Below are 15,265 nucleotides of genomic sequence, written 5' to 3' on the forward strand. Positions count from 1 at the left end.
CTTCCCGGCGTCCTCACCGTGAGGATCGACGGCGACATGATCGAGGACTGTCCCGCTCTGGCCATCGGCTATGTTCGCGGTCCCGACCGGATCGAGATCCGGTACGTCGACGTGGTCGCGCCGCCCGAGCCGGCCGCGACCCTCCATGACGCGGACCAGGCACAGGAGCAGGCCCGGCCTGCCGAGCCTGCCGCCGAAGTGGTCACCGTGCGGGAGGTCGCCGACGCCTGGCACCGCATCACGAGCTGGCTCCAGCACAACGCGCCGGACTCGCACGCCGCGCTCCGCGCCGGCGCGAGCCCTTCTGCTCTCGCCGCTCTCGAGGGCGAACTCGGCGTCCCCATACCTGCGGAGCTGCGCACCTTGTGGCTCCTCAGCGCGGGCGACGACGGGGCCGGCGGTTGGGGGTGCCTGCCCGGCAACTGGGCTCTGCTGACCTTGGACGCTGCGGCCGAGGTCTACCGGCTGAAGATGGACCTGCAGGCCGAAAACGAAGCCTGGAAGTCCGACCGCGGCGAAGACGAGCGGATCACCGTCTGGAAGCCGACCTGGATTCCGGTCGTGGCGCTCGGCCCCGCTGACCGCACCGTCGGGCTGTACCTGGACGTCGAGACCGGCTACCTGGGCCGCTGGTCCCGCTACAACGAAGGTCCCGGCGAGGAACGCGACACGCTGGTCACCTACCTGGAGGAGGCTGCCGACATGCTTGAATCACCGGCGCTGGCCGCGCGGGACAAGCCCGGCCTGATCGACGGGACGCTGGTGTGGCTGAGCAGCATCGACCCCGAGCGGGAAAACCGCTGGCAGCCGCTGACCGGCTGATCACCGAAGGCAAGGGGACCAGCCCTCGGGCCGGCCCCCTTCTTCACTTTGATTGCATGAGCCCAATCAGCCGATCTTGCGCCACGTGCAGGTGGTTGCGACCGACGTGCAGTGCTCGAATCCCGGTAGGGTCACGAAGAACCCGTCACCGTCCAGCATCCGCCAGGTCGGTGCCGGGAACTTGTGGAAGGCCGCCTGGTTCTGAGCGCTGGGGATCGCGGCACGCCCGCACCGCTCTGAACCGCTCGGTCCCTTCGTCACCGTACGGGTGTCCGCGAGAACCCCGAAGTTCGCCGCGCCGTCGCCCATCTTGTCGGTATACAGCTGGGCGCACTGGGTGCCCGACGTGACCTTGTTGACGCTGTTCGGATAGCCGCCGGACTCGTGTGTCGAGGCCATCGCGTACTCGTCGCAGTCGACCGACCCCACTGATGCGTCGGACGGGTGGATGCTCCAGGCCGAGTTGGCACCGCAAATGACCTTACGGCTGTCGGCTGAGGTCCAGGTGGCGCCGGCGCTGTTCTTGAGGGGGGTGTCCGGGCCGAGGTAGTACAGGAGCGAGTCCCACCGCTTGGAGCCGGCGTGGTCGGGCATCACCTGCTGCATGTACCAGTAGTATCCGCCGGCGGCCGGGTACCTGTTGGTGTCGACGGTGTAGGTCGTCTTGAAGTGCCACAGCACACATCCCGGCGCCGATCCTGCGACGATGTCGTCGCATCGCGGTGCCAGTTCACGGACCTGAGGGATCCCCGTGGACCCGAAGTCCGCTGTTGCGCTGGCGCTGTCGCTGGCGTCTACGGTCGCCGTCACCGACCAGCCGAGGTCGATGATCTCCTTGCCTGTGCCGTTCCAGGTGGTCAGGCGACTGCCCCAGCGGCCGTCGTACGCGCTCCAGCTGTCGGCGTCCCAGTAGGCGCCGTCGGCGTGGTTGTCGAAGTCGTCGGCCCACCGCACCACCGACGTCACGCACGACGAACACGTCGACTGCGTGCTCCACCGCAGCGTGACACCGTCCAACGCCGGGTCGATGCTGACCGGCATGATGCGGATCTGCTGATGGAACTGGGCGAAGTCCGACCCGGACTCGCTCTTGTTGGCGTACGCCTTGATCCGCATCTCGAAGTCGAAGGTGGCGAAGCCGATCTCCAGGCTGCGGTCAGCGTCGATGAAGATGAGCTTTCCCGATCCGATGTTCTTCAGGCACGCCTCGGCGCGGGTCATGTAGTCCTTGCCCGCCACCTGGTCCGAGCACCAGTCGACCAGATCCGCGGGAGGAGCTGCGGCCGCCGCCGCAGCCACCGCAGCAGGAGACTTGCCGGCCTTGCGGGCTCTTGCCTCCATGGCCTTGCTGAGCGCCTCGGCGCGGTTCTTCGTCCGCGCCTTCGACTCCGCGGTGGGAGGCGACAATTCCATGCAGAGCTGGTGCCCTTGGGTGTCCTGCTTGCCGCAGGTGCGCTTCTGGGTGGGCTGCCGCTTCACCTCGCCGGACGCGGTGAACGTCGGCAGAGCCGGACCCGGGTCTGTTCGAGTGATCTCCTTGATCTGCTGTGCCGTCGAGTCGATCGTGGACGTCGTCTGCGGCGCCGGGAACTTCACATACGGGTCGATACGGAAGTCCGCCCACGGCGACCAGACCGTCTCGTACAGACTGCCGTCGAAGGCGGAGGTGCGGAATTTGTACCGGACACCGGGCTTCAGCAGGCCGTACGGCACCGTCACCTTCGCCAGGCTGCCGGATGGCACGTAGGACGACACCATCACCCCGTGCTGTCCTGACCCGTCCAGGTCGACCTGAGCGTTCGGCGTACCGTCCGCGTTCACGGTCCACACCTGGAACGTGAGGGTGGAGGAGTCACCGTCCGCGTCCGTGACCGTGTTCTGCAGTTGGACCCGTGGAGTGATGACCCGCCAGATGGAGCCGGACTTGGTGAACTTCGGACCGGCCGAGGGCGTCGAGCCCGACACCGGCCGCTCACCCCCAGCAGCGATCGCCGTGAGATCCTGCGGCCCGGCCGCCGCGACCTCCGCCGGCGAGGCACCCAGACCAGGCGCGGGAGGGGCGGAGGCAGCCGTTGCGCTGCCCATACCTGCGAGTAACGCCAGCGCGGCACCAGCGGCACCCTGCTGCCACGCCTTGCGTAAGAGACTCACTTCGTCGATCCCCCTTGTGGGTTCGTGACATGTACGCGAGCGCCACGCACCACATCACACCCACCCCTGGATCAACATGGTCAAAGTCATGGTTTACCGGGCGGGGGACGAACTCAGGCCAAGGGTCACACCGGGCGCAGCAGCAGCGCTACTACGAAGCTGACCAGCAGCAGCGACCCGACGGCGACGGTGACCCGACCAACCCCATCGCCCAGCTGGCGGCCGCCTACCGGGACGCCGAACAGTCCCTGCGCGACAGCCCCGCAGGGTCATTGGACGACCTGCTGCTCCACATCCACACGGTGGCGGTGTGGAGCGGCGCCCTGGAGCCCGCGGTCGACGAGGATCTGCGTGGCCCGCTGCGACAGGTACGGGAGGCCGCCGCCCTTCTGGCAACCCGCTCGCGGGCGACGGTCGCCGCCTTCGAGGCGGAGCTGGCCGCCCTCGCTGCGGACTCCGCGGGACAGAGCCCTGCCGTTCCGGACAGGGCAGCTCCCGAGACAGAGACCGCCGAACAGCCTGCGGGCATCGCGGGCGCTCCGGAGACCCGCACCGAGTCGGGTCCTGACGATCCGGCCGCGGCCCCCGGTGCCACGCAAGACACCCCGGCGCCGGGCCCCCAGGAAGCCCAGGATTCACCGGCCGGCGTCGGCCCCGCTTCAAGCGACCCCGTGGCAGACATCGCCCAGGACACAGAGCCCGCAGGTGCGGTCCGGGACGAGGAGAGGCCCGAGACACGGCGCGAAGCACCGTCCGCCGGCCATGACAGACCTCAGACGGCGGACGGCGCCCTGAAGCCGGCCGCACTTGGAGCCTGGCTCGAGCGCCGGTAGACCTCCAGCCTTGAACGCTACGGGGAGCGGCACGTTGAGCTGAATCTGGAGGCGACGCGTATCAGTCTGCGCCGTCGAGGATCTGATACTGGAGTCGTACGCGGAGTTCGGCTGTATCAGGGGTGAGGGGTTCGCGGATTTCGGCCGCGGCAGAAGCCGTTGCCTTCGGCGTCCTGCTCCGCCTCAGCCCAGGCCTGATACGGCCAGGCACGTGGTGCATCTTTCCGGCACACCAACGACGACGCCCAGCGTGATGCGGGTCACATCAAAGGGCTGTCACGTCCGGCGGGGGTTGCTTGTCCCATGGGCGTCACCGGCACCGAAGCCGGTGCCCGACCCTGGGAGATTGAGATGACCAACGGCCACCACGTCGTCGTTCTCGGCGCCGGCTACACGGGTATGTTCAGCGCTATCCGGCTGGCCCACCGCACCCGCCGGACCGGCGTGAAGATCACCCTGGTCAACCCTTCGAGCCGGTTTGTCGAGCGACTGCGGATGCACCAGATCGCCGCCGGGCAGCAGCTGGCCGACCACCAGATCCCCGACCTGCTCGCCGGTACTGGCGTCACGTTCGTCCAGGGCACCGCCACCGCCATCGATCCCGAGACCCGGCGCATCACCGTCGACGGCGCCACGTCCCTCGGTTACGACACGCTCGTCTACGCGCTGGGCAGTTCGACCGACACCGGGAAGGTCCCCGGCGCCGACGTCCATGCGTTCACCCTCAACAGCCCGGAGATCGCCGGCCGGTTCGCCGCGCGGCTTACCGAGGTCGCCGCGGCCGGCGGCACGGTCACCGTCTGCGGCGCCGGCCTGACCGGCATCGAGGCGGCCACCGAGATCGCCGAGAGCCGCCCCGGTCTGCGCGTCACGCTGATCAGCCCGGACGAGCCCGGCGGCATGATGGGCGCCAAGGCCCGCGCCCACCTCCACCGCGCGCTGGACCGCCTCGGCATCACCCTGGAGACCGGCGCCCGCGTCAGCAAGGTGCTGCCCGAAGGCGTCGAGCTGGCTGACGGCCGAATCGTCCGCTCCGACGCCTGCCTGTGGACCGCCGGCGTCAAGGTGTCGCCGCTCGCCGCTGATGCCGGGATCGCCACCGACGACCGCGGTCTGATCCTGGTCGACGCCACGCTGCGCTCGGTGTCCCACCCGGAGATCCACGCCATTGGTGACGCCGCCGCCGTCCGCCTGGCCTGGGGACAGCTCCACGGCTCCTGCCAAAGCGGTCTGCCAACCGCCCAGTACACCGCCGACACCGTCGCGCGGCTGGTAAGCGGCAAGGCCGTCAAGCCGTTCCGCTTCGGCTACTACCACCAGCCGGTCAGCCTCGGCCGCCGCGACGCCGTCATCCAGTTCACCAGGACCGACTTCACTCCCCGCCGCCAGTGCCTCACCGGCCGCGGTGCGGTCGTGTACAAGGAGATGGTCAGCGGCAGCCCCCTCATGACGTACCGGTTCAGCAAGCGCATGAACGTCAGCACGATCGTCTCCAAGGGCGGCCGCGCCACCCGCAGGCCCGCGGCATGACCGGCACGCCCGCTCCCGGCGCCGTGATCCCCGCCTTGCCGTCCGGTTCGCGGCGCTGGCAGCATGAGCCGGTGATCGACACCGGCGCCGGGCAGGACCCGTACCTCGCACACCGCAGACTGCTGTTCGCCACCGCGTACCGAATGCTGGGCAGCGTCACCGAGGCGGAGGATGTCCTGCAGGATGCCTGGCTGAAGTGGAGCACCACGGACCGCGACGCGATCAGCCACCCCAAGGCCTACCTGGTGCGCACGGTCACCAACCTCTCCCTGAACCGCCTCACCTCCGCGCGGGCCACCCGCGAGACCTACGTCGGCCCGTGGCTCCCCGAACCCCTGCTGACGTCCCCGGACATCGCCTCGGAGGCCGAATTGGCCGACTCCGTCTCCACTGCCATGCTGGTCGTGCTGGAAACCCTCAGCCCCGTGGAACGCGCCGTCTTCCTGCTCCGCGAGGTCTTCGGTTACTCGCACAGCGAGATCGCCGAGACCCTCGAGCGCCCCGAGCCGACGGTCCGCCAGATCGCCCACCGTGCCCGCGCCCATGTCCAGGCCCGCCGCCCCCGCTTCGACGCCGACCCCGACCGACGCCGGCAGATCACCACCCAGTTCCTGGATGCCTGCGCGGGCGGCGACCTGAACGCCATGATGGAACTGCTCGCCCCCGACGTGACCGCCTGGTCCGACGGCGGCGGCAAGGTCACCGCGGCCCGTCGGCCGCTCCACGGCATCGACCGTGTCGCGCGCTGGCTCCTGGGCTTCCTGGCCAAGCCCGAACTGGCCGACCTGACCATGGAGCCGGCCGTCATCAACGGCGAACTCGGCATCCTGGCCACCCTCGGCGGGCACACCGTAGGCGTCCTGTCTTTCGACATCGGTGACGGCCGCATCCACAACCTGCGCTTCCAGGTCAACCCCGACAAGCTCGGCGGGCTGACCCCTGACAACAGCCTGGCGCTCCCTGAAGCGTTCAAGCCTGGAGCCATTCCGGCAGGGCCTCAGGTCGCGGCACGTCATCCAGGGCCGCCACGAACCGTCGCCTGCGACGCCGACGGCGCTCTCGACGGAGCCGAATAGCCCCGAGGCCATCACATACGGGCGCTTCCGGCCCCCGTCGACCAAGGCAACCGCCTGGGGAGCGAAGAGCATCGTCGGCCGATTTCAAAGATCTGCATCAACCTGTGCCGTCAGGCCGACGGCGTTGCCGAACCCGGCATCGTCGGCCTCTGCCACGCCCACTTCGGGTGGCCTGCCCGTCCGGCCTGGCCAGCGGCCCGAAGGCCCGGGGACAGCCAGTCTGCGCACCCGGATCACCGAGGGCTGGGACGTCGAGGGGGCCGCTACCACCCCGGGCGGCCGCGGCCGCCCGCGCACCTGACTGCCCAGGGTCACTTCGGTATGGCGGGCAGCTGTCCCACAGCGACCGGCACGACGGCGATGCCGCTCGCCCCAGCGGTCGCCGGTTCCCGCCCTCGTCGCTCGGCGCTCGGCTCGTCGTAGGCGACCGCCGAGGCCCGCTTGGTGCCGTTGCTGTCGGTCCAGGTCAGTGCGTAGTTCCGCATGGTGATGGTCATGGGGTCATCATCGTCGGGACCACTGACACTGCGGCCCGGTTACGGGTCGCGGCGCCTGCCCTGTGTGGGCACCGATGAGCAGGAGCAGCAGCGTCAGCAGGGCGAGTCCGGCGAAGATCAGGGCGGCCTGGATCTCGATCACGGCGAGGACGACGAACACCGCGACGGAGAGCAGAGCGCCCAGCGCGGCGTGACGCGCGGGCCGTTGCTTGCGTCCGGGGTCTCTCCATGGTTTGCGGCACCCCGCGCGTGGACATGCTCCAGGGTCTGCGGCATATCCTGCGGCCGCTGAAGAACCGGCGGATCATCTTCACCGACCCCACCGCCCGAGTCTTCTGCGGTATGCCGACCCCCACCATTCCGATGCCCGTCGAGGTCGATGCCCTCCGGGAGGTACTCCACGACCGGGAGGCGCCGCGGGCTGCCCTGGCCGCCCTGATCATCTTCCACGCGCTCACCTCCGGGCAGCTGCGCGGCCTGGAGACCACTGACCTGCGCGACGGACGCCTGTTCCTGCCCAACCCCAACCGGACTGTCCTGCTCGCCGAGCCCGTCCGTACCCGCGTGGCGGCCTACCTGGACTACCGAAACCACCGCTGGCCCCGCACTGCCAACCCCCACCTGTTCGTTTCCCAGATCACCGGCTGCGGCGTCGAGCCGGTCAGCAACGTCTGGATCAACGACGTGCTCGGCATGTCCGCCCGCCGGCTCCGCGAGGACCGCCTCCTCCACGAGGCCGAAGCCACCGGCGGCGACCCCCGCCGTATCTGCGACTTGTTCGGTCTGTCCGTCGGCGCGGCCCTGTGCTACACCGGCACCGTCGACCAACCCGGCCTCATCGAACGCAGCCTCCGCAACGCCGGACCGCCGAGAGCAGGGTCCGAGTAGGAATGGGCCAAAAGGCCGTTCAACGGGCCGAATAGCGCCGGCAGGCCTGGCGTGTCATCCGCCGGAGGCGGATATCCGGCGCATGAGCTCAACCAGGGGTTGCATCGGCCGGTGCTCAAGGCGACGCGGCTCAATGGTGAAGAGTGTCGCCAGATCCTCGTCCTTCGGCTTCTGCAGGGCGATCCGCCGCAATGCTTCCCCAAGCTCCCCCGGCAGGCCCACACGGCTTCCAAGCATGGCGGCAGCCACGCGAGAGAACTCCTCGGCCATTTCAGGAGAGAGATTCTTCCATCCGACATCGGCGGGTAGAAGGAGCGGCGGGGGTGGCTCTGGCCTTGACAGTGGAAAGGCCTGGGGCCTCTCAGCGCTGACGTCCTTGGGCAGGCGATGACGCAGACGGATCCAGTCAGAGTGCCTGCCTGTCATGCCGAGCGAGTAGATCAGACGGGCCAGTATCGGCACGTCTTCCTGTACACCCCTAGAGGTGATGCGCCCGACGTAGTCCGCCATGCCGCTGCGGCGCAGGGACTCCTCGGCGACATGCCGGGTGGTATCTGGTGTCAAGGCCAAGGAGGCCAGCAGCAGCCCGGCCGCCTTGCCCCACCGGAGGTTCCGCATGTCTCCAAGGAATTCGGGGATCCGACTGGGGGAGCCCCAGGCCATCTCGGCGAAGAGGGCGTAGGAGATATCGGTACCGCTGCGGGATTGGCAATGCATGGCCACCCGTACCGCGTTGAGCGAGGGGCTGTCGACGACGTAGCGGATCGCCTTCGCGAGTCCTTCCGCTTGGCCGTGGGTCCGCAGGCTGATCAGCCTCTTGGCCGCGGCGGCCGGGGCTGTCTTCAGCTGGCGTGCAAGGGGTGCGGTGTCCTCCAGCTTGTCCAGGACGTCGCTGCCTACGAGCCCCAACCCTTTGCCCTGGGGCTTCTTCGTGCTGGTAGCGGTCTTACGCGCGTGTGCTCTGTTCCGTGCCAGTGCGATGTTGCCTGCGGAGTTGAAGGTGCGCTGCTGGGGCAGTGGCCGCGACTTCGCTCGCAGGCGTCTGACGAGCTGGTTGAAGCAGGTGATGAGGTCCAGGAGCGGGGGCCCCTGCTCGACACCCGTCTCGACCAGTCGCAGCAGTTCCCCTGTGAACCCGGTGTGCCCGTGGCCATCGTCCGCCATGGCTAGCTCCGTTGCGCCGGCGGCAGCGATCAGGAACGTTCCCTCGACTTCGGCCTGATCCGCCACGCTGGAGCCGGAGTCCGCCATTGCCGGAAAGGCTTGTGCGCCGAAACAGCAGTCGAGGATCACAATCTTCCTCGGCGCCCCCGACCGCACGATCGGGCTCTTCAGCCAGTCGTAGTACACCGCCGTATAGCCGAAACCCGGCTTGGACTCCTGAAGGCTCAGGCACAGCGCGCCGTTGTCGAAGTCCTTGAAACCGTGGCCCGCGTAGTAGACGAGAAGAGCGTCCTTGGCGGCAGTAGCCGCTGCTTCGATCGGCTCGATGACGTCGGCGGGGCGGGCTGGATTCGGGACGATGATGCAGTTCTCTGGCGGCAGTCCCCAGGAGTCTTTGTCAGTCAGCATGCGTTGCATGCTGGCGAGATTGTTCTGCACCAGGGGCAGGGGGTCCAACGTCCGGTAGTCGCTCACGCCGACTAACACGGCCATTGAGCGCGACGGGTCCGGGAGTGACGCGGCGGCCTTACCCATTGCTGCTGAGCGCCTGGGTGATACGGGCGGTCACTTCTGCGTCAGCCCCTTCGATCGAGACCCTGACCCCGTTCGTCTCGATGACCGCTGTGCGCGGGTTCCTACGGGTTCTCCTCCAGGTGATGTAGGCGACGGTGAAGTTGGCGGCGCTCCACGCATTGTCCGTGATGAACTGCAGCCACTCCATCGCGCCACCCGACATGTGACCGGCCGTCGTGGGCTCCGCGTGCCAGGCGATGGTGGCGTGCTGCCGAATCTCGGGACTCGCTTCCAGCCACGCGCGCAGTGAGCGAAGCTCGTCCTCGGCGTCAGCGCCGTCGATCTTGATCCGGAAGATCATTCAACTCCTCCAACTGGCAGTGGTGTTGCATGCCGCGAACCTGGGTGAGCGTACACGGACGGGCTCGCTCACCAGGCCCGTCGCAGAGTTCCGAACCACTCCACGGCGTCCCCTATCGGCACCCCCGGTGTCAGGGAAGCCTCATCACCGATCCCAGGTGCCCCCTGTGTGTCATGGCCTGCCCCTCGGTTCGGCGAGCTCGGACGACCCCGAGTCGGATCCGATACCGTTCTGGACGCACCACCCGCGAGTTCGCCTACGCGCACCCTGCGGAAAACTCGAACCCACGGCCTTTGACCATCTGAAGCAGCAACTCGAAGCTGCCACGGGAGTCGCCCGCATCGGAGCGCAACACCGCAGACCGCCGTCCCAATAGTTCATGCTGTTGGCGGCTTCCAAGTAGGTACTCCTCCGCACTCACCGGCGCGCCGTCCTGTCCAGCGGCGACTCGGAGTCACCATGTCCGCCGCCGCCCTGGTCGGTTGGGCACGTCAAAGCCGCGTACGCAGTGAGGTCGTCGGTCGAAGCCGAAAGTTGCCCGAGCGCATTGCAGACTTCCCAGCATTGCCCTAGGCCGTTTCCTTCGGATCATCTTGCTGACCAGATGAAGATGGCGGCGAGGTGGAGTCCGGCGAGGTAGATGGTGGCGGTCTTGTCGTAGCGGGTGGCCAGGCCGCGCCATTGCTTGAGCTTGTTGATGCACCGCTCGACGGTGTTGCGCCGCTTGTATGCCTCGCGGTCGCAGGCCGGTGAGCGGCCGCCGACTCCGCCTTTCCTCTTGCGCTTGGCGATCTGGTCGGAGGGCTGAGGGATCACTGCGCGGATCCCGCGTGGGCGCAGATGGGCCCGGATCGCGCGGGACGAGTAGGCCTTGTCGGCCAGGACTACGTCCGGCGTGGTCCTGGGCCGGCCGGTGGGCCGGGGTACCCGTATCCGGGTCATGACCTGGGTGAACGCGGGTGCGTCGCCTGCCTGGCCGGGCGTGAGCACGAAAGCGAGCGGCCGGCAGTGGCTGTCCGCGGCGAGGTGGATCTTGGTGGTCAGCCCGCCGCGGGACCGTCCGAGGGCACGGTCGGCCGGCTCGCCGACCGGGGCCCCTTTTGACGGGCCCCGGCGGCGTGCTGGTGGGCTCGCACGATGGTGGAGTCGACCGCGACGACCCAGTCGAGGTCGCCTTCGGCGTCGGCCCGGGCGAGCAGGGCGGTGAAGATCTTCTCCCAGGTGCCGTCGGCGGCCCACTTCCGCAACCGGTTGTGGGCGCCTTTCCACGACCAGAACTGCTCGGGCAGATCCATCCACGGTGTCCCGGTGCGGTACTTGAACGCGATCGCGTCGATCACCTGCCGGTGATCACGCCACCGCCCACCCCGCTTCGGAGCCCGATCCGGCAACAACGGCTCGATCCTCGCCCAATGGGCGTCAGTCAACGACACACCCAGACCAACGATCAGATGATCCGAAGGAAACGGCCTAATGCACTGCATCACGGTCGGTCGGGCGATAGAGTCGAAAGGTGCGTTGATCTTCCGGGCGGCGGCTAAGTCGCCGCAGACGGTGCAGGGTGCCTCATAACGCGGGGCGCCCCAGCAGGCATACCCGTCGAAACCCCACCGGAGATCCACACCATGGCTGCTCAGCAACCCCTCACCTACGACGCCTTTATCGAACTCGCTTCCGCTGATCCAGCCGTCATCGGCCTCGTCCTTAAAGGATCCCGAGCCCACGAGGGCATGGTGACCCCGTACTCCGACCACGACCTGTACGTGGTCGTCGCCGACGACGCCCGCACCGATCTGACCCGGTTCGCTGGCCACCGTAGCGCCGATCTCGACCTCGTCATCGTCACTCTCACCGAGTTTTGCGTGACCGGGACGCCCGGTTGGGAACGCTACGCCCTCGCCCGTGCCCAGATCGTGCTTGACCGCCTCGACGGAGGCATCGCCCGGATCCTCGCCGACAAGGCTCGTCTGGGTGCTGATGAGGCATTCCAGGACGCAAGCGGCTGGCTCGATGCCTATGCCAACTCGCTCTATCGCTCCGTCAAGAACCACCGGGACGGCCAGACTCTCGCTGCTCGACTCGACGCCGCCGACAGCATCCGGTTTCTGCTTGAGCTGCTCTTCGCTCTCGACCGACGCCCCCGCCCTTACAACAAGTACCTGGAGTGGGAGCTCGTCCGGCACCCGCTGCCGGGTTGGGACACCGACGTGCTGCTCCATGCCGTGGACCGCATCGCGGCCACGGGTGATGTATCCCAGCAACGACACCTCTTCGCCCTCGTCGAGACGGCGGCCCGAGAAGCCGGACACGGTGCGGTCCTGGACGCATGGGGCGATGACCTTGACCTCATGCGACCGCGAGAGGCACACAGCGCCACTCCCTGAGCTCTGCCCTGACGGCATCGGACCGCCCTGGATGGTTCCGTCTCGCTGGGCTGAGCCCGAGGCAGTTCACCGAGTCGATCAGCGTGCTGCGGCGCGAGAGCGCCGATCTAGTTCCGACGGCCCCAGGCCATCCCTGCCGCGAACGGAACGACCAAGCGACCCATGGAAAGGACAGCCATGCTTGAACACTCCGACGATCGAGCAGTGAGCGACTGGTGCATCAAACACTTGGGCTACCCGGTTGCCGAGCGCACGTTCACGGCGGGGAACCTGTCCGTGGTCCACGGCCTCCGGCTGACGAATGGCCGCGAGGTGGTGCTGAAGATCCGTGACGAGGATAAGCGGCTGGGGGCTTGTATCTGGGTGCAACGCCGGATGTGGCAGGCGGGCTTCCCATGCCCGGAGCCACTGACCGACCCGTTGCCGCTGGGTACGAAGGTCGCCAGCGCCGAGACTCCTGTGCCAGGCGGTGGAGAGCCCGCGCCCGCCGATTCTCCCCGACAGTTCGCCGGCCTTCTGGCCGACTTCGTGGCCCGCGCAGAGGCTTTCGGTCCGCAGCCGCTGCTACGACCGGCTCCCGCGTGGGTCCACTGGTATCACAAGGAGGACGGCGTCTGGCCGGTCCCGGATGACCGGAATGTCGACCTCAATACTGAACGGTGCTCTGCCACGGCGTGGCTCGACGAGCTTGGCGCGGCTGTACGCGAGCGGCTTGAGGAGGTCCGCGACGCTGCCTGCGTAGTCGGACACGGGGACTGGGACGGTCGCAATGTGAAGTTTCGCGATGGCCAGCCGCTCGTGGTCCACGACTGGGACAGCGTGGTCTACGAGCCCGAGGTGGTGATCATTGGCCAGGCTGCCGCCATGTTCGAGGGTGGACCCACTGGTGCGGGCGCCTCGGTCGAACGGACGGTGGCCTTCCTGGAGGAGTACCAAGCCGCGCGCGGGCGAGTGCTGAGCGACAACGAACTGCAGCTGTGCTGGGCAGCGGGCCTGTGGGTGCGCGCCTTCAACGCCAAGAAGTTCCATCTCGACAACTTCGATGCGCTGGGACGCGACGAAGCCGAGGCGAGGATGAGGCATGCCGGCATCTGATTGACGAGGTGCCGACGCACTGACGGAGCTGTGGGCGAGACTCAAGCAGAGCGGTCAATGGTCACGTTCAAACAGTGGCCACAACCAGATCGGCGAGGGCTATTACCTCGCGCCGGCGCAGCAGGTCGCAGCCAAGCCCTATAAACTCCTCGCCCAGGCCCAGGCCCAGGCCCTGGGCCGCTCGGCGAAGGTCGCCATCGCGAAATACGCCTGGTCCGGGCGCGAGAGGCTCGGTCTGCTGCGGGTCCGCGACGACGTGATCGTTTTGCACGCGATGCGCTGGCCCGACGAAATCCGTGATCCTTCTGAGCTGTATCCGCCGCCGGTGGAGGTCACCGACGAGGAGATCGACGGTGCGCTCGCGCTGATGGACACCATGGCCATCGGCGACCTCGCCGAGGGTGGGTTCCGCGACGCGTACACCGACGCGCTTGAGGAGGTCATCGACGCCAAGCGGGAGCATCGCGCACCGCCGGCGGCGCCGGAGCCGGAGCAGCCGGGCGCCGTGCTGGACCTGATGTCCGCGCTGCAGGAGTCCGTACAGAAGGCGAAAGCCTCCCGCGGCGAGACCGGATCCCCGGCAGACGTGCACGAGCTGCCGCCGAAGAAGACGGCGAAGAAGGCACCGGCGAGGAAGACGACCGAGAAGAAGCAGCCTGCGAAGAAGACCTCCGGGCGGCGGCCGCGCAGCGCGTGAGGTGCGGCGGGCGTCACGCACCCCGGATCGCCCGCCGCGCGGTGATCGTTGCTGTCACCCGTCGAGATAGCCGAGGGCCGTGTCCGGCCGGCAGTGGGTGCAGGCGGGCGTGCCGTCCGTAAGAGCCTGCAGCGCTTCCTCGCGGCTGATCCCCCGCGAGCGCCCACCCGTATCCCAGCAGTCGCCGACGTGGACGTGGACGGGTGGGGCAGCCCGGTTGAGGCCCAGCTCCAGCAGCCAGGCGGGCGGCTCGGGCCGGGCCTGGATGCCGCGCTGCCGCTCGGCCTCGCGCTACTCGGCCGCGGCGATCGCCTTGCGTACATCCGCCAGCGCGAGGGCGAGCCAAGTCTCCAGGACGAGGAGTCTGGGCAGGTCGGTCGGCAGATTGGTCGCATCTCCAGTTTGCGCCAAAATTCGAACAAGGTTTCTACTGGCGGCATGGCCAGGCACAGGGTCGAGTACCTCACCCCCGTCCAGGAGCGCATCCTGCGCGTCATCCGCGAGTCCATCACCGACCATGGCGAGGCACCGTTGGTGACGGAGATCGGCGAGGCGGTCGGGTTGAGCAGCCGCGCCAGCGTTCTGGCCTGGCTGCGCCGACGCCCCGCCGCGCGCCTCCTGGGCCAGCTGGTAACCGCGCCCGACGAACTCGACCACGCGGCCCTTGATGCGCTGCCCCAAGGACACGCCACCACCTACGTCCGCAGCCTGCTCACCACCGCAGGCCTACTTCCGCCACGCGATGAGAACCTCGCCCTGCTCATCAACTGGACGGCCCGCACGCTGGCCAAGCTGCCGGGACATCAGGCGACCCTGATCCGCCCGTTCGCCGAGTGGCACATCATCCGCGACGCCCGCCGGCGCTCGGCGCGCGGCCGCTACACCTACACCGCCCACAAGGGCAACTGCGCCAACATCCGCGCCGCCATCGACTTCCTCACCTGGCTGGACACCCAGCAACACACCCTCCAGAGCCTCACACAGGAAAACCTGGACATCTGGGCAATCTCCAGGCCCACCCTGCGAGCCTGCTCCATCCCTTTCATCCGCTGGGCCGGCGCCCGCCACCTCACCCGGGCCGGCCTGACCATCGAGCACCCCCCTCCCAGCTCCCCGGCCAGTTCCAGATCGAAGAAGACCACTACGAGGAACTACGCCGGTGCCTGAACGACCCCACGCTTCCGTCGGACGTTCGCATCGCCGCAGCCCTCATCCGCCTCTACGCCGTCGGCGCGCGGGGGGGGGGGCGGGGGC

General features: G+C 68.3%; 15 protein-coding genes. 9 read left to right on the forward strand and 6 right to left on the reverse strand.

Translation table 11 applies throughout. From position 1 onward, the window contains the following. On the forward strand, positions 1 to 822 hold an 822-nt coding region (locus tag ACIGXJ_RS34130), incomplete at its 5' end, for an SMI1/KNR4 family protein (protein WP_399653878.1). Between the two features lie 66 nt (positions 823 to 888). Here ACIGXJ_RS34130 and ACIGXJ_RS34135 read toward each other — a convergent pair. Next, positions 889 to 2,787 carry a hypothetical protein gene (locus tag ACIGXJ_RS34135; RefSeq protein WP_399653880.1) on the reverse strand — a complete coding sequence of 633 codons (1,899 nt, stop codon included), beginning with the start codon at positions 2,785 to 2,787 and terminating at the stop codon, positions 889 to 891. 215 nt (positions 2,788 to 3,002) lie between these two features. Between ACIGXJ_RS34135 and ACIGXJ_RS34140 the strand changes: the two genes are divergently transcribed. The 3 genes from ACIGXJ_RS34140 to ACIGXJ_RS34150 all read left to right on the forward strand — a co-directional run bounded on the left by ACIGXJ_RS34140 (position 3,003) and on the right by ACIGXJ_RS34150 (position 6,412). After that, positions 3,003 to 3,806 (forward strand): hypothetical protein, encoded by an 804-nt coding sequence (locus ACIGXJ_RS34140; RefSeq protein WP_399653882.1) that lies wholly within the window; start codon positions 3,003 to 3,005, stop codon positions 3,804 to 3,806. 351 nt (positions 3,807 to 4,157) lie between these two features. Next, positions 4,158 to 5,336, forward strand: coding sequence for an NAD(P)/FAD-dependent oxidoreductase (locus ACIGXJ_RS34145; protein WP_399653885.1), 1,179 nt, complete (start codon positions 4,158 to 4,160; stop codon positions 5,334 to 5,336). After that, positions 5,333 to 6,412: an RNA polymerase sigma-70 factor gene (locus tag ACIGXJ_RS34150; protein WP_399653887.1), complete on the forward strand. Its 1,080-nt coding sequence runs from the start codon at positions 5,333 to 5,335 to the stop codon at positions 6,410 to 6,412. The genes ACIGXJ_RS34145 and ACIGXJ_RS34150 overlap by 4 nt, the downstream gene beginning before the upstream one ends. Positions 6,413 to 6,723: 311 nt before the next feature. Here ACIGXJ_RS34150 and ACIGXJ_RS34155 read toward each other — a convergent pair whose 3' ends face one another. Beyond that, a complete protein-coding gene (locus ACIGXJ_RS34155; protein ID WP_399653890.1) occupies positions 6,724 to 6,909 on the reverse strand; it encodes a hypothetical protein in 186 nt (61 codons plus the stop codon). Between the two features lie 228 nt (positions 6,910 to 7,137). On the opposite strand from ACIGXJ_RS34155, the gene ACIGXJ_RS34160 reads away from it, so the two are divergent. Continuing rightward, positions 7,138 to 7,797 carry a hypothetical protein gene (locus tag ACIGXJ_RS34160; protein WP_399653893.1) on the forward strand — a complete coding sequence of 220 codons (660 nt, stop codon included), beginning with the start codon at positions 7,138 to 7,140 and terminating at the stop codon, positions 7,795 to 7,797. A gap of 54 nt (positions 7,798 to 7,851) precedes the next feature. Here ACIGXJ_RS34160 and ACIGXJ_RS34165 read toward each other — a convergent pair whose 3' ends face one another. The 3 genes from ACIGXJ_RS34165 to ACIGXJ_RS34175 all read right to left on the reverse strand — a co-directional run bounded on the left by ACIGXJ_RS34165 (position 7,852) and on the right by ACIGXJ_RS34175 (position 11,319). Further along, complete coding sequence (locus tag ACIGXJ_RS34165; protein ID WP_399653896.1) at positions 7,852 to 9,495, reverse strand: caspase domain-containing protein; 1,644 nt, start codon at positions 9,493 to 9,495, stop codon at positions 7,852 to 7,854. Continuing rightward, positions 9,488 to 9,835, reverse strand: coding sequence for a hypothetical protein (locus ACIGXJ_RS34170; protein WP_399653899.1), 348 nt, complete (start codon positions 9,833 to 9,835; stop codon positions 9,488 to 9,490). The genes ACIGXJ_RS34165 and ACIGXJ_RS34170 overlap by 8 nt, the downstream gene beginning before the upstream one ends. 588 nt (positions 9,836 to 10,423) lie before the next feature. Beyond that, positions 10,424 to 11,319 (reverse strand): IS5 family transposase gene (locus ACIGXJ_RS34175; RefSeq protein WP_399654256.1). Its coding sequence is split into 2 segments (ribosomal slippage): positions 10,424 to 10,912 and positions 10,915 to 11,319, totalling 894 coding nucleotides; the frame shifts between segments, so codons are not numbered across the junction. Positions 11,320 to 11,460: 141 nt separating this feature from the next. On the opposite strand from ACIGXJ_RS34175, the gene ACIGXJ_RS34180 reads away from it, so the two are divergent. The 3 genes from ACIGXJ_RS34180 (at position 11,461) to ACIGXJ_RS34190 (ending at position 14,011) form a co-directional block, all read left to right on the forward strand. Further along, a complete protein-coding gene (locus ACIGXJ_RS34180; RefSeq protein ID WP_399653901.1) occupies positions 11,461 to 12,219 on the forward strand; it encodes a hypothetical protein in 759 nt (252 codons plus the stop codon). A gap of 177 nt (positions 12,220 to 12,396) precedes the next feature. Next, positions 12,397 to 13,314, forward strand: coding sequence for a hypothetical protein (locus ACIGXJ_RS34185; protein WP_399653903.1), 918 nt, complete (start codon positions 12,397 to 12,399; stop codon positions 13,312 to 13,314). An 88-nt stretch (positions 13,315 to 13,402) separates the two neighbouring features. Beyond that, entirely contained in the window at positions 13,403 to 14,011 is a 609-nt protein-coding gene (locus ACIGXJ_RS34190; protein ID WP_399654259.1) for a Ku protein, read from the forward strand. 54 nt (positions 14,012 to 14,065) lie between these two features. Here ACIGXJ_RS34190 and ACIGXJ_RS34195 read toward each other — a convergent pair whose 3' ends face one another. Then, on the reverse strand, positions 14,066 to 14,278 hold the full coding sequence (locus tag ACIGXJ_RS34195) for a DUF6233 domain-containing protein (RefSeq protein ID WP_399654262.1): 213 nt from the start codon (positions 14,276 to 14,278) through the stop codon (positions 14,066 to 14,068). A gap of 171 nt (positions 14,279 to 14,449) precedes the next feature. Here ACIGXJ_RS34195 and ACIGXJ_RS34200 point away from each other — a divergent pair, with 171 nt between their 5' ends. Next, positions 14,450 to 15,178 carry a hypothetical protein gene (locus ACIGXJ_RS34200; RefSeq protein WP_399653906.1) on the forward strand — a complete coding sequence of 243 codons (729 nt, stop codon included), beginning with the start codon at positions 14,450 to 14,452 and terminating at the stop codon, positions 15,176 to 15,178. Positions 15,179 to 15,265: the final 87 nt, after the last annotated feature.

Source organism: Streptomyces sp. NPDC053367, from assembly GCF_044545925.1.
Classification (GTDB): domain Bacteria; phylum Actinomycetota; class Actinomycetes; order Streptomycetales; family Streptomycetaceae; genus Streptomyces.